General features: G+C 53.3%; 12 protein-coding genes. 8 read left to right on the forward strand and 4 right to left on the reverse strand.

The window, feature by feature from the left end; genetic code table 11:
* Window positions 1-4: 4 nt before the first annotated feature.
* Genes DOQ08_RS14745 through smrA form a run of 4 tightly spaced genes read right to left on the reverse strand, consistent with a single transcriptional unit; the run spans window position 5 to window position 3,571 of the window.
* Window positions 5-2,206 carry a xanthine dehydrogenase family protein molybdopterin-binding subunit gene (locus DOQ08_RS14745; protein ID WP_114335744.1) on the reverse strand — a complete coding sequence of 734 codons (2,202 nt, stop codon included), beginning with the start codon at window positions 2,204-2,206 and terminating at the stop codon, window positions 5-7.
* Between the two features lies 1 nt (window position 2,207).
* Entirely contained in the window at window positions 2,208-2,696 is a 489-nt protein-coding gene (locus tag DOQ08_RS14750) for a (2Fe-2S)-binding protein (protein WP_114335745.1), read from the reverse strand.
* 41 nt (window positions 2,697-2,737) lie between these two features.
* Window positions 2,738-2,938: a hypothetical protein gene (locus DOQ08_RS14755; protein ID WP_114335746.1), complete on the reverse strand. Its 201-nt coding sequence runs from the start codon at window positions 2,936-2,938 to the stop codon at window positions 2,738-2,740.
* A 51-nt stretch (window positions 2,939-2,989) separates the two neighbouring features.
* Window positions 2,990-3,571: a DNA endonuclease SmrA gene (gene smrA / locus DOQ08_RS14760; protein WP_114335747.1), complete on the reverse strand. Its 582-nt coding sequence runs from the start codon at window positions 3,569-3,571 to the stop codon at window positions 2,990-2,992.
* 194 nt (window positions 3,572-3,765) lie between these two features.
* On the opposite strand from smrA, the gene DOQ08_RS14765 reads away from it, so the two are divergent.
* From DOQ08_RS14765 to DOQ08_RS16105, 8 genes are all read left to right on the forward strand, one after another.
* Window positions 3,766-5,682 carry a DUF294 nucleotidyltransferase-like domain-containing protein gene (locus tag DOQ08_RS14765; RefSeq protein WP_114335748.1) on the forward strand — a complete coding sequence of 639 codons (1,917 nt, stop codon included), beginning with the start codon at window positions 3,766-3,768 and terminating at the stop codon, window positions 5,680-5,682.
* 14 nt (window positions 5,683-5,696) lie between these two features.
* Window positions 5,697-6,401 (forward strand): 3'-5' exonuclease, encoded by a 705-nt coding sequence (locus DOQ08_RS14770; protein WP_114335749.1) that lies wholly within the window; start codon window positions 5,697-5,699, stop codon window positions 6,399-6,401.
* A 210-nt stretch (window positions 6,402-6,611) separates the two neighbouring features.
* Complete coding sequence (locus DOQ08_RS14775) at window positions 6,612-6,875, forward strand: DUF4212 domain-containing protein (protein ID WP_114335750.1); 264 nt, start codon at window positions 6,612-6,614, stop codon at window positions 6,873-6,875.
* A gap of 6 nt (window positions 6,876-6,881) precedes the next feature.
* The gene (locus tag DOQ08_RS14780; protein ID WP_114335751.1) at window positions 6,882-8,651 is read left to right on the forward strand and encodes a sodium:solute symporter family protein; all 1,770 of its coding nucleotides are present in this window, start codon (window positions 6,882-6,884) and stop codon (window positions 8,649-8,651) included.
* A 97-nt stretch (window positions 8,652-8,748) separates the two neighbouring features.
* Entirely contained in the window at window positions 8,749-9,255 is a 507-nt protein-coding gene (locus DOQ08_RS14785; protein WP_114335752.1) for a hypothetical protein, read from the forward strand.
* Window positions 9,256-9,281: 26 nt separating this feature from the next.
* Window positions 9,282-12,794: a PAS domain-containing hybrid sensor histidine kinase/response regulator gene (locus tag DOQ08_RS14790; RefSeq protein ID WP_114335753.1), complete on the forward strand. Its 3,513-nt coding sequence runs from the start codon at window positions 9,282-9,284 to the stop codon at window positions 12,792-12,794.
* 155 nt (window positions 12,795-12,949) lie between these two features.
* Window positions 12,950-13,543 carry a response regulator gene (locus DOQ08_RS14795; RefSeq protein WP_227537702.1) on the forward strand — a complete coding sequence of 198 codons (594 nt, stop codon included), beginning with the start codon at window positions 12,950-12,952 and terminating at the stop codon, window positions 13,541-13,543.
* Window positions 13,540-13,701 (forward strand): hypothetical protein, encoded by a 162-nt coding sequence (locus DOQ08_RS16105; RefSeq protein WP_227537703.1) that lies wholly within the window; start codon window positions 13,540-13,542, stop codon window positions 13,699-13,701. Before DOQ08_RS14795 ends, DOQ08_RS16105 begins: the two co-directional genes overlap by 4 nt.
* The last annotated feature ends 111 nt before the right edge of the window (window positions 13,702-13,812 follow it).

Raw genomic sequence — 13,812 nt, forward strand, 5'->3', positions numbered from 1 at the left:
CGCTTTATCCGGCGGTCAACGGCAACCTGCGTTGGCGTTTTCCAGTCAACGCGAACAAGGCGTTCCCCAATGCTGGAATCACCGGCGGTACGCCCGGCTCACCAACACCGGTCGGCGCAATCTCGCTATCGACAATATCTACCACCACTTCTGGCACCTGATGCATGCGTAGCACGCGCGAATCGTGAAAGTTGCTCTGCTGAACTTCCCCGTTCTTGAAGGTGATTTCGCCAAACAGGGCCGCGCTCAGTCCAAACAGGATACCACCTGAAATCTGATCCTCGACTACTCGTGGATTCACCACCTGTCCACAATCCACGCTACAGGTAACTTTATGAACCTGAATTTCACCGTGCTGGATGCTGGCCTCAACGACCTGCGCAACGTATGTGCCGAACGACTTGAACAAGGCAATGCCGCGTGCTCGACCTTCCGCCACAGGCGATCCCCAGCCCGCCATCTCGGCCGCCCGCTCAAGCACCGCAAGATGGCGAGGCTCGTTAGCCAACAGCTTTCTGCGGAACTGCAGTGGATCTTCTCCAGCCTCATGAGCCAGTTCGTCCATAAAGGTTTCAACTGCGAAACCATTATGAGAATAACCGACAGAACGCCACCAGGTAATCGGCACGCCGGGGTCTGTGTGGGTATGACGAACACTGACGTTTTCAACCTGATAAGGGTAACCAACGGCACCTTCAATGGCGGAGATGTCTTTGGGTGTAGCAATGCCTTCAGCCATAAGCCCTACGCGGCCCAAAGTGCTGTAGAGAAACTTCGGCGCCCAAGGGTACTGTGCGGGTGCAGCATTACGGACATACCAATCCAGAATCTGAGGGCCCACAATCTGGTGGTCCCACCCGGTCAATTCGGCGTCGTTAAAGCTGGCCTTCATCCGATGCAACATCGCTGGTCGCCAGAATCCGTGACGAACATCTTCTTCCCGGGACCAGATCAACTTGACCGGCTTCTTGATTTTGTAGGCAACAATCGCAACTTCTTCCACGTAATCCTGAGTCAGACGTCGGCCAAAGCCGCCGCCCAGGAACGTGGTATTCACCGTTACGTCACCTGGCGACAGGTTCGAGTGCCGCGCCGCGGCGATACGCGCCAAATCCGGAGCCTGAGTCGGTGCCCACACTTCCATACCGCCATCACGATACCAAGCCGTTGCGTTCATAGGCTCCATGGCGGCGTGATCCAGATATGGCTGTTCATATTCCGCCTCGACCACGCGACTCGCATTTTCAACGGCATCGTCGAAATCGCCGTCAGAACGCTCCTGAGCACCCGCGTCTTCGTTGGCTGCCTCGCGATAGCCTTCAAAAACCTGATCGTTATCCAGATTGATCGCTTCGGCGAAATCCCATTCAACTCTCAAAGCTTCCTGCGCCTTGCGCGCCCGCCAGTACCGGTCGGCAACCACCGCAACACCGCGTTCGGTAATGAACGCGTCCAGTACGCCCGGCCACGCCATCACATCGCTCCGGTTGAAGCCGGTCGCTTTGCCGCCATATCGGGGGCAACGCGTCATCACCGCGTACACCATCCCGGGCAACTCAACATCGATGCCGTAAACCGCTTTACCGGTTGCCTTGGCCTCGGTATCCAACCTTCCGGCTTGGCGCCCGATGTACTTCCACTCGGAGCGCGGTTTCAAGGCCACGTCACCACGGACAATTTCTTTATCCGCCAGCTCAACCAGCTGGCCGTAACGTAACGAGTCGATACCATTGGGGTGAACAACCCGGCCGTCCTGAGTAGTGCAGTCAGCCGCGTCTACCTTCCAAACGCGAGCAGCTGCCATCACCAACATTTGCCGTGCCAAAGCGCCCGCTTCCCGCAGCGGAATCCAACTGGTGGCCACACTGGTGCTGCCGCCCGTAAGCTGCAGGCCAAACAAAGGATTGCGATATTCCGGTGCGACTGGCGCAAACTTCACTTTAATGCGGGCCGGGTCAACATCCAGCTCTTCCGCAACCAGCGTGGTCAAGCCGGTGTAGGTTCCCTGCCCCATCTCGACTCGGGCCAAGGTAAAGAAAATGTCGTCGTTCGTGGTCAACTCAAGCCAAATATCGGGCGACCATTGCCCGGTTTCCTCTTCAAAACCGGTTTTAATGGTCGAGCATCCCGGCAGTGATACGGCGAGCACCAAGCTGCCAGAAGCAGCCGTACTGACTTTCATGAATTCACGGCGATTCATCGTCATCTCAGGCTTCTCCCTGCTCTGGCTCGTAATGGCCAACGCCATCAACAACAGATTCAACGGCCGCAACAATGCGGGAGTATGTGCCGCAGCGACACAAATTACCCGACATAGCCGTTACGATTTCGTCTCTCGACGGGGAAGGCGTGTTCGCCAGCAAATGAGCTGCTGTCATAATCTGCCCAGACTGACAGTAACCGCACTGGGGGACTCCTTCAGCCACCCATGCTTTTTGAAGCGGATGCAGCTCGCCGTTTTCAGACAACCCTTCGATGGTAGTGATCTCGGCACCGTCCAAATATTCAACAGGTGTGGAGCAGGAGCGGGTTGGCTGGCCGTTTACATGCACGGTACACGCGCCGCACAAACCGGCGCCACAACCAAACTTGGTTCCTTTTAATTTCAGCTCATCTCTCAACACCCACAACAAAGGGGTATCAAGCTCTACGTCCAGACTATAGTGCTGGCCATTTACTGTCAGGCTTAACGCCATGTTCCACTCCCGTATTATTGTAATCCGGCTGCCAATAACCGTTACTTAACGACTTCGTTACCGTTTTTATCGACCCAGATTTCGCGGTTCCCGGAGTCCATTTTTCCATTTGAATTCCAAACTTCGCGATCCTGGGTCGCCTCTTCCACCTTGCCGTTGTCGTTCCAGATTACGCGGTCTTTACAGCCCGCCAAAGTGATCAGGGCGATCATTGCCACAATTGCAAAAGAACCTTTTTTCATTATTGCCACCTCTGTGTATCAAGAAATCGTTGGTCAGCGCACAACGCCTGCTCAGGCGCCACCGTGCATTTCTCTGTTTTGCTGCTTTTCATGATCGCTCTTGCGGACCATGACGTAGGCCGCACCGGTACCACCATGTCGTTTTTGCGCCGAATGGAACGCCAGAACCGGTTCCAGCTCAGGTAACCATTTCGCCAGATAGCTTTTCAATTGGGCAACGCCATCCGGATTACGCTCTCCCTTACCGTGGAGAATAATGACAGAACGCAGGCCGTAATTTACGCAATCATTAATGAACTGGAACACCTCTTTTCGGGCCTCTTCGACCGTCATTCGGTGCAAATCAAGCCTGGCTTCAATGGGATACTGTCCCAACCTGAGTTTTTTAAACACGCCATGCTGAACCCCGGGCCTCTGCCAACTCAAGACATCGTGTGCCGTTAGCGGTTCGACCACATCGGCTGTTAATGGATTAACATCACGGACCTTAGCTTCTACCGCGGCTTGTTGGCGAACCAAATGCCCGGGAGTCAGTTCCGTGCGCGCTGCCACATCGGCACGGTTCGATTTGCGTATGCGCCGCACATCTTTCATTTCTTCAAGGAAAGCCAGGCGCTCATCTTTGGAGGTCATAACACATACGAATCCAGGTTGACGAGTAACGGGACTCTACCACTGCACCGACATCCCATAAAGCGAAGCTCACTCTCGCGTAGGACGAAAATCGTAGGGCACCGCCCACACTTACTGAACTACACTTCGGAAAGCCCACTGAAATACTGAGGCTGCGCAAGCATCCGCACCTGCCCGGCACGATGGAACTCTTTATGACAACAGACACGCCCGACACTACGCTTCCGCAGAACACGCGCGCGATCATGACGTTTTTGAGAGAACACGCGCCTTTTTCGAATATGGACGATCCACATCTGGCGCATTTTGCGGAGAACGCAAAACTGACGTTTTTCAGTGATGGAGAGGAGGTGCTATCCCCCGATGGCGGCGTCGTTACAGATTTCTGGGTGGTGAAACAAGGCCGTATCCGAGGCGAACGTTACAATAAAAAAGACGATCGTACCGAAACCACCTTCGAAATCAGCAAAGGTGAATGCTTTCCGCTTGCCGCGCTGATTGGCGAGCGTCCCACGCGCACGCTTCACCGGGCCGCAGGCGATACATTTTGCCTGAGCATTGATCACCCAGCCTTTGTGACCCTGTTTGCGGAAAGCGAACCTTTTCGGGATTTCTGTCTTCGCGGTGTGAGCAGCCTGCTCGATCAGGTAAATCAACGTATTCAGTCAACAGCCATGGCTTCCATCGGCTCAAGCAGCAGCTTGGACACGCCACTTGAGCGCTACGCATTGCGGGCCCCGATCGTTTGTACGCCGGACCTTCCCGTTAACGAAGCCGTTGCCCGGATGCATGAAAATAATGTCGGCAGCATTGTGGTCACCGACGAACAACAACAGCCAACCGGCATCTTCACGCTCCGGGATTTGCGCATGTTGATCGCCGAGGGGGTGGACTCTCTCAGCACGCCCATCAGCCAAGTAATGACACCAGACCCGTGCCGCCTGCTCACCAGCGAGGATGCTTTCGACGCAGCTATGCTGATGGCTGAGCGACACTTCGCACACGTATGTGTGGTGGATGACAACAACCGATTGGTTGGTGTGGTTTCGGAACGCGATCTGTTTTCATTGCAGCGAGTTGATCTGGTGCACTTGGCCAGAACCATCAGCACGGCCTCCCAGTTAAGCACGCTGATCAGCCTGCGCCATGATGTGTCTCGATTGGTTGACACGATGCTTGCTCACGGTGCGGATTCAGGGCAGGTCGTCAAAATCATTACCACTCTGAACGACGTTACGGTGCGCCGTGTACTGGAACTAAACCTGAAGCAACATGACCCCGGAATCCCCTTCACCTGGCTAACCTTTGGCAGCGAAGGCCGTCAGGAACAAACCCTCCTGACCGATCAGGACAATGGCATCTTGTTCGATACACCCGCCGGCATGACAGACGAGCAAGTCCGCGAAAAGCTATTGCCGTTTGCCCGCAAGGTCAATGACGAGCTGGCGCAATGCGGCTTCACGTTGTGCAAAGGAAACATTATGGCCAGTAATCCTAAGCTGTGCCTTAGTGAAGCGGAGTGGGACGACTGGTTTCAGCGTTTCATTGACGCATCCACTCCCCAGAACCTGGTCTATTCCTCCATCTTTTTGGACATGCGGGCGGTTTTCGGGCCGGACGAGCCGCTCAGGAGGCTGTTTAGCAAAGTGCTGACACGGATTCAGAAAAATGCACTGTTTCAGAAGATGTTGGCCGGCAACGCGCTACAGCGTAAGCCGCCCCTCACAATGTTCCGCACCTTCCGCTATCTGAATGACGACAACAAAAAAGTACTGGATCTTAAACGCCAAGGTTTGGCACCGTTCGTTGAATCAATCCGGGTGTTTGCTTTAGCGAACGGAATCAAGGCCGCCAACACACTGGAGCGTCTCGATGAACTCGCTAAAAAAGGCATTTTTGACCACAAAGATGCAGGAGCGTGGAAAGAGTCCTACAGTTTGATTCAAGCAATCCGGATGCGGGCCCATCAAGACATGCTCGCCAATGACGAACCGCTCACTAACTACATCGACCCGGACGACCTGAACCCTCTCGACCGGCGCATCCTGAGAGAATCCTTTCGTCAGGCCCAGCGGCTCCAGCAAAAACTGGAACTGGCATACCAACTATAGGCCCTGGCAGCATTATGTTTTCGAACGTTAAACACTGGTTATCCGCAAAACGCAACGGCCGTCCAAACATCGATACGGAAAATCTGCCAACACCCAAAGCGGCGGGAGATCAAAGCCTCTTCAATTCACGCCTAATCGTTTTAGACCTCGAAACAACCGGTTTAAACACGGCCAAAGATGAAGTGATCGCCATCGGGGCGGTAGCCATCGAAAAAGGCGCGATACATCTGGACGATCAGTTCGATTTAATTCTTCGCCGCCCCGAACTGGACATTCGGGAAACCGTTCTGATTCATGGTATTGGCCCGGAAGCCCTCACCCAGGGCCAGGAAACAAAAGAAGCTTTGCTGCATCTATTGGAATGGATGAATGGCGACCCCATCCTGGCCTATCACGCCGAATTTGATAAACGGTTTCTTGAACGAACGTTGAGGGCTCAGCTCGGGTACTCCCGCTCCCACGTTTGGATGGACGTTGCAGAGCTCATGCCTGCTTTTTTCCCGAAAGCGCAGCCTAAAGGCCGGGGGCTCGATCATTGGTCGGACCTTTACGGGCTGGAAGTTAGTGAACGGCATCACGCTGCTGCCGATGCGATGGTGACCGCCGAACTGACCTTGATCGCTCTGAAGGCAGCCAATAAGTCGAACGTAAAAACACTAAAAGATCTCTCTCAAAAGCTACGTTATCAACGACGTTTACAGAAAATGAAGAGATTTTAGTTTCTTCGGTCTATACCAGCAAAGCCAGTCACTGTGCGCCTCAGGGGGCGAATTAGTAAGACCATTTGCCAATATCCTTAATGTCATTGACGAGTAAAGTCGATAGTGACAACAAGTCAGAGAACAACACTATGAACAATAAATTCTCTAACCGCATGACCCAAAAAGATCTCCAGCCGAGCTCTACAAAAACAATATGGGAGTAAGTGTATGTCAGGACATAGCTACGACGCTGAAAACTACTGGAAAGCAAATCTACGCCTGATCTTCGGGAGCCTGATCATCTGGGCTCTGGTTTCGTATGGCGCTGCAATTCTCCTACGTCCAATGCTTGCCGGCATTGAAGTAGGTGGTACCGACTTGGGCTTCTGGTTCGCCCAGCAAGGTTCCATCATCACGTTTATCATTCTGATTTTTTTCTATGCCTGGCGCATGAACAAAATCGATGAAAAATTCGGCGTGCACGAGGAGTAATCACCCATGAGCCAATTTGCAATTAACTTGCTATTCGTTGGGGGCTCCTTCCTCCTTTACATCGGTATCGCCGTTTGGGCAAAAGCAGGTAGCACCAGTGACTTTTACGTGGCCGGTGGTGGTGTCCATCCGGTCACGAACGGTATGGCCATTGGCGCCGACTGGATGTCCGCGGCTTCCTTCATCTCCATGGCCGGCCTGATCGCTGCCGGTGGTTATGCCAACTCTACCTTCCTGATGGGCTGGACCGGCGGGTACGTTCTGCTAGCCATGTTGCTGGCACCGTACTTACGCAAGTTCGGCAAGTTCACGGTGCCGGAATTCATCGGTGACCGTTACTACAGCGCCAACGCACGTCTGGTCGCTGTTATTTGCTTGATTGTCGCGTCGGTCACTTACGTTATCGGTCAGATGGCGGGTGCTGGTGTCGCTTTCTCTCGCTTTTTGGAAGTTGAAGCAACCAACGGTTTGATCATCGCTGCAATTGTCGTCTTTATCTACGCTGTTCTGGGTGGCATGAAAGGCATCACATACACGCAAGTTGCACAATACTGCGTGCTCATCGTGGCTTACACCATTCCAGCGGTGTTCATCTCTTTGCAGCTGACTGGCAACCCGATTCCGGGTCTTGGTATGTTTTCTACCCACACAGAATCTGGCCTGCCGCTGCTGACCAAGCTGAACCAAGTTATCACTGACCTGGGCTTTAACCAGTACACAGCCGATGTCGATAACAAGCTAAACATGGTGTTGTTCACCCTGTCACTGATGATCGGTACTGCCGGTTTGCCTCACGTCATCATCCGCTTCTTCACGGTTCCAAAAGTATCGGATGCGCGCTGGTCTGGTGGCTGGGCACTGGTATTCATTGCTCTGCTTTATCTGACGGCACCAGCCGTAGCGTCTATGGCTCGTCTGAACCTGATGACAACCATTTACCCTGAGGGCACTCAGGCTCAGCCGATCGAATACGATCAGCGTCCTGGCTGGATTGCCACCTGGGAAGAAACCGGTTTGATCACGTACGAGGACAAAAACAACGACGGCCGTATCCAGTTGTATAACGACAAAAACGCTGACTTCGCCGCTACCGCTTCCGAGCGTGGCTGGGCAGGCAACGAAATGGTCGTTAACAACGATATCCTGGTATTGGCTAACCCTGAAATTGCCAACCTGCCAGGATGGGTTATTGGTCTGATTGCAGCGGGTGGTTTGGCGGCTGCACTGTCTACAGCCGCCGGGCTCTTGCTAGCGATATCATCTGCCGTAAGTCACGACTTGATCAAAGGCCGACTCAACCCCAACATCAGCGATAAAGGCGAATTGCTCGCCGCCCGGATTTCGATGGCGATCGCGATCGTGGTTGCTACATGGCTAGGCGCAAACCCCCCAGGTTTTGCCGCTCAAGTCGTGGCGTTAGCCTTCGGGATAGCAGGCGCGTCACTGTTCCCTGCTTTGATGATGGGCATCTTCTCGAAGCGGGTAAATAATGTGGGCGCGATTTCCGGCATGCTGGCAGGCCTAACCTTTACTTTGGTGTACATTTTCACCTACAAAGGCTGGCTGTTCATCCCGGGCACCAACACCTTGGCTGACTCCCCTGAAAACTGGGTGCTGGGTATTTCCCCGCTGTCTATTGGTGCGATTGGTGCGATCGTTAACTTTGCGGTAGCCTTCGGTGTATCGAAAGTGACGGCTGAACCGCCGGTAGAAATTCAGGAATTGGTTGAGAGCGTCCGTTACCCTCGCGGTGCCGGTACTGCCCACGATCACTGAACTGCATGACGACCTGATTTGTTACTGATAATGACAGGTTGATACCGAACGGGCTTCCTCAGTGAGGAAGCCCGTTCTTTATTAAGGATACCGCTTTATGTTCTGGAATTTTGTGGCCACTATTATTTGCGGACTGGGAGCTGCCGGTATTGCATTGGGCATTCGCGCCATCACGGCCAAGAAAGCCCCAAGATGGATTATTCCGGTTTTTGCAGGGCTCGGGATGCTGAGCTATCTGGTGTATGGAGAGTACACTTGGTACGACCACAAACAAACGCTGTTACCCGATAAAGCTGTGGTGGTCGATACTGAACAGAAACAACTATTCTTCCGCCCGTGGACCTATGTATTCCCTTACGTCACGGCATTTTCAGCTGTCGATGTCGAAAGCATTGCCCGGGATACGAAGAATGCCGAGATTGTTCGCTTCACACTGTACCGGTTTGAGCAAACAGTAACGGACGCTGTTTCACACCGCGTTCACCTGATCAATTGCCAAACCCAAGAGTTAGTGCCCTTGGCCAGCAACGGAAGCCCTCGGGTAGACAACCTTAAACGACTCAACAACAACGATCCGCTGCTTAACACTGTGTGCGGTGCCTGATTGATCTGACTGGATAAACGCAATACATGATTAGTGCCTGGCTGCTTGTCTTAATATCGATCACTTACATCTCACTGCTGTTTTTGATTGCCTGGGCGGGCGACAAGCATCCGGGGCTGTACCGCCACACTCTGGCCCGCACACACATCTATAGCCTTTCTCTGGCCGTCTATTTCACCTCCTGGACGTTCTACGGAGCCGTGGGGCGAGCGACTCAGGAAGGTTTCGGCTTTGCGTCGATCTACCTCGGCCCGCTGCTGGTTTTCCTCTTTTTTGCCCCGTTACTTCGCCGAATCATCCATATCAGTAAGCGCAACAACAGCACCTCAATCGCCGATTTCATCGCGTCTCGGTATGGCAAATCCCAGTTGTTAGCGGCCATGGTCGCGGCTGTCGCACTGATCGGCAGCGTGCCCTACATCGCCCTGCAGCTTAAAGCTATCGCTTTGGGCTTCAGTGTTTTGTCCGATAACAGCCACCCCCTGCCCGGGCTCAGCACAATCTGGAACGATTCTGCGTGGTATATCACCCTCACGCTTGCCGTATTTACCGTTCTCTTTGGAACCCGGCACCTGGAATCCACCGAGCACCATCGAGGGATGATTCAGGCTATTGCCTTCGAATCGTTGATAAAGCTGGTTGCGTTCATCGCGGTCGGGCTGTTCGTTGGCTACGGTTTATTTAACGGATTCGGGGATCTGTTCCAAAAAGCCGCCGATGCAGATTTCATAGGAACGCTGACCACCGACAGCTTCGATGCACCTGCGTTCATCACTCAAACTCTGGTTGCCATGCTGGCCATCATCTGTCTGCCACGGCAATTCCACGTTATGGTGATCGAAAATGCCGATCACCGAGACTTTGATGTCGCCCGATGGGCGATGCCAGTGTATTTGATCATCGCAACCGCGTTTGTTATTCCGATTGCCGCTGCGGGTCTTTTATACACCGACAGCTTGGGCGCCAATCCCGACATTGTGATTCTGCAGCTTCCAATAATGGCCGGCCAACAATGGCTCGCTGTACTCGCCTTTCTTGGAGGCGGCTCTGCAGCGGCGGCTATGGTCATTGTCTGCTCCGTCGCCATATCCACTATGGTGAGCAACGAAATCATCATGCCCGGGCTTCTGAAATTCTTCAGGCCCCGGATGAATCGTCGGGCTGACTTAAGCTACTTGTTACTCACCATTCGGCGCGTCGCTATCTTCGTCGTTTTGCTAACCGCCTACGGCTTTTATCGCATGGCGGGGCAAGACTACAGCCTGACAGCCTTCGGCTTGCTCTCTTTCGCGGCCGCCGCGCAGTTCGGACCGGCTCTGGTTGGTGGCATTTTGTGGCGTCAAGGAAACGCGACAGGGGCGATCTGGGGACTTGGTTTAGGCTTCTCCGTTTGGTGTTACACCCTGTTGTTGCCGGCACTCGTGTCCACTGGCTGGATAGATGACGGTTTAATCAATCATGGCCTCTTCGGCTTGAGCTGGACGCGACCCACCGCGCTATTTGGGTCGGAACTCGATCAAATGACCCATGGCATTCTCTGGAGCCTCGGACTCAATACAGCCGTCTATATACTGCTGTCCCTGATAACCCGCCAACGTATTCGCGAGAAAATTCAGCTTGCGGCGTTCTTCCAGGAGTTTGATCCTCGGAATGACAACCCCACCAATCCGAGCTGGCAGGGCGAGGTGTTGGTATCCGACCTACAGGCTCTGACCGATCGTTTTATGGGCGAAGAGCGCTCGGAGAGCGTCTTTCATAACTACGAACGTCGCAACGCGATACGGCTTTACCCGCACCGGGAAGCCTCTACACACCTGAGAAAGTATATTGAACGACAGCTGGCTTCGGTAATCGGTGCATCAACCGCTCGGGTCGTGCTTGAATCGACTCTCACCGGCCGTGACATGCAGATTGAAGACGTTGTCAGTATTGTGGATGAAGCGTCCCAGGCTATGACCTTCAGCCGGGAACTTCTGCAATCAGCCATCGAAAACATCAGCTTGGGTGTCTCTGTGGTCAATCACCAGCTACAACTCGTTGTGTGGAACCAACGCTATCAAGAGCTTTTTAACTACCCTAAAGGCTATGTCAGGGTCGGGCGCCCGGTCGAAGATCTCATGCGTTATAACCTGATGAATGCCAATCTGTCCGCTCGACGCATCGATGAAATCATAGAAGACCGTTGTGCCAGTATGCGGGCCGGAGAACCCATGTCTTACGAGCGCCAACGCCCGGATGGCACCGTCGTGCGCATCGACGGCAGCCCGATTCCGGGTGGAGGCTATGTCACAACCTTCCAGGACATCACTCCAATGCGCCGAACCGAGCAGGCGCTAAAGGAAACTAACATCTACCTGGAGCAGCGCGTGCGTGAACGAACACAAGAGCTGCAGGTCATCAACGAGCAAATGCTCAAAGCCAAGTCAGTGGCAGAGCAAGCAAACCAGAGTAAGACACGATTTTTAGCTGCGGCTAGCCACGACTTGCTGCAGCCGCTGAATGCCGCTCGATTATTTACTTCTGCCCTATCAGGAAAAGCGGTAAACGGCGAAACGTCAGAACTGATCCAGCATATCGATAGCTCCTTGAGCGCTGCGGAAGAGATCATCAGCACCCTGCTGGACATATCAAAACTGGATGCAGGCGCCCTGGAACCCGACATTACTGTATTTCCGGTTAATGACCTTCTTAGCCATCTGGCAACGGAATTTTCAGCTATCGCAAAAGATCAGGGTCTGGAACTCAATGTGGTACCCAGCTCGGCTTGGGTCCGGTCTGATGCAAAGTTACTCAGACGGGCCGTTCAGAACTTCCTGTCCAACGCGATCCGGTATTGCGACAGCGGTCGGATTCTAATGGGATGTCGTCGCCTCAAGGGCTACTTAAGAATCGAAATTTGGGATACCGGCCCCGGCATGTCGGAAGAACAGTTAACCCACATTTTTGAAGAGTTTCGTCGCTTCCAGCACGGACGCGACAAAAAAGGGCTCGGATTGGGCCTCGCCATTGTCGACCGTATCAGCGGCATGCTTAGCCACCCGGTAACGGTGCTATCGACACAAGGCAAAGGCAGTGTTTTCGGTATTACCGTACCTCTTACCGCTGCGGAAACAACACGCACCGAGGTGGTCCGTAGCCAAACCGGTTCAAGACGCGTCTCAAGCCTTGGCGGCCTGCATGTACTCTGCATTGATAACGACCCAGCTATTCTGCAAGGCATGGTCGCCCTGCTCGGTAACTGGAAATGCGATGTGACGGCTGCGGAGAGCTTGGAAACCGCCGTTAGCAAGTTAGAAGGGCGTAAGCCGGATATCATCCTCGCCGACTATCAGTTGGATGACAACCGGAACGGTCTGGACGCGATGGACACAGTGCGGGCAGAGCTCGGACGTCAAATTCCGGGAATACTGATTACCGGGTATATGGCACCCGAAGTTCGTGAAGACGCCATCAACCGGGGCTACCAGATTCTATACAAACCCGTTAAGCCAGCAGCTTTAAGGGCTCTGGTCAACAAACTACTGAAACAAGCAAAGTAAAAGAGAAATGCCTACTCGATTGCACTGAAAGTTCTATACACGTCTCAAATTTGCAGGTTAGTCCCGTCAAGACCTGTCTATTTTCTGAGCGGCGCTTATAGTTCTCCGACGCACATCGTACCGCTTTGATAAAAGCGCATAGGGAGAAGGTCAACATGGCGCGAGGGCACGCACTGATTATCGAGGATTCGTCTACAGCACGAACCATTCTTGCGCGCCTACTTGATCGAGCAGACATTTCCAGTAAAGGCGTGGTCTGTGCCGAAGAAGCCTTTCCCATCCTCCAGTCAGAAGATTTCGATCTGATATTCCTCGACCACATATTACCGGGCATGAATGGCTTCCAGGCACTGGAAAAGCTCAAACAACAGCCCGAGACACGGGATATCCCCGTGTTCATGTATACCTCCCAGAATGCTGAAAAATACATACAGGAAGCGAGAGAACTGGGTGCAGCCGGTGTAATTCGAAAGCAAGTCGATAGGGAGCAGCTGTTAAGAACGCTAGACATCATACTGACAGATACCCCGGATCCAGACCACAGCGAAGCTCTGCGCATCGCAATCGAAGAAGGCGGATACCCTACCGTTGAATCAGCAGAGCAGCAGACGCGCAAGCTAACCGGAAGACTATCCACCCTGGAAGTGGCTTATGAGGAGCTGGAGCAAGAGCTCAAAGAGCTACGCTCGACCCTGATCGAGTCAGAACTGGAAGACACAAGACAGAAGAAAAAACGCAGACCAGAATGAAACTTCTCGCAGCCGGTAACCTGTTCTTGGCGGTGGCTTTGATTTGGCTGGTCAGCTGGCAAGGCGGGGTGTTGGATCAACACATTGAGCGAAGCAATGAGCAGTTTAGCCTTATGCGGAGCATCGTTGGCGGCATGATCGAACTGATTAATAAATAAGAGAATCAGGTCTTTTAGAAATGAAAAAACCCCAGCCTCTTTCGAAGCTGGGGTTTTGGTATTAAGAGTCTGACGATGACCTACTCTCACATGGGCAAGTGCCACACTACC

It is taken from the genome of Marinobacter litoralis (assembly GCF_003336705.1).
In the GTDB taxonomy this organism is placed as follows: domain Bacteria; phylum Pseudomonadota; class Gammaproteobacteria; order Pseudomonadales; family Oleiphilaceae; genus Marinobacter; species Marinobacter litoralis.

What these genes read in the sequence shown, in the direction of transcription:
- DOQ08_RS14745 (WP_114335744.1), bottom strand. Translation starts at nt 2,206, where the DNA reads ATGACGATGAATCGCCGTGAATTCATGAAAGTCAGTACGGCTGCTTCT.
- DOQ08_RS14750 (WP_114335745.1), bottom strand. Translation starts at nt 2,696, where the DNA reads ATGGCGTTAAGCCTGACAGTAAATGGCCAGCACTATAGTCTGGACGTA.
- DOQ08_RS14755 (WP_114335746.1), bottom strand. Translation starts at nt 2,938, where the DNA reads ATGAAAAAAGGTTCTTTTGCAATTGTGGCAATGATCGCCCTGATCACT.
- smrA (WP_114335747.1), bottom strand. Translation starts at nt 3,571, where the DNA reads ATGACCTCCAAAGATGAGCGCCTGGCTTTCCTTGAAGAAATGAAAGAT.
- DOQ08_RS14765 (WP_114335748.1), top strand. Translation starts at nt 3,766, where the DNA reads ATGACAACAGACACGCCCGACACTACGCTTCCGCAGAACACGCGCGCG.
- DOQ08_RS14770 (WP_114335749.1), top strand. Translation starts at nt 5,697, where the DNA reads ATGTTTTCGAACGTTAAACACTGGTTATCCGCAAAACGCAACGGCCGT.
- DOQ08_RS14775 (WP_114335750.1), top strand. Translation starts at nt 6,612, where the DNA reads ATGTCAGGACATAGCTACGACGCTGAAAACTACTGGAAAGCAAATCTA.
- DOQ08_RS14780 (WP_114335751.1), top strand. Translation starts at nt 6,882, where the DNA reads ATGAGCCAATTTGCAATTAACTTGCTATTCGTTGGGGGCTCCTTCCTC.
- DOQ08_RS14785 (WP_114335752.1), top strand. Translation starts at nt 8,749, where the DNA reads ATGTTCTGGAATTTTGTGGCCACTATTATTTGCGGACTGGGAGCTGCC.
- DOQ08_RS14790 (WP_114335753.1), top strand. Translation starts at nt 9,282, where the DNA reads ATGATTAGTGCCTGGCTGCTTGTCTTAATATCGATCACTTACATCTCA.
- DOQ08_RS14795 (WP_227537702.1), top strand. Translation starts at nt 12,950, where the DNA reads ATGGCGCGAGGGCACGCACTGATTATCGAGGATTCGTCTACAGCACGA.
- DOQ08_RS16105 (WP_227537703.1), top strand. Translation starts at nt 13,540, where the DNA reads ATGAAACTTCTCGCAGCCGGTAACCTGTTCTTGGCGGTGGCTTTGATT.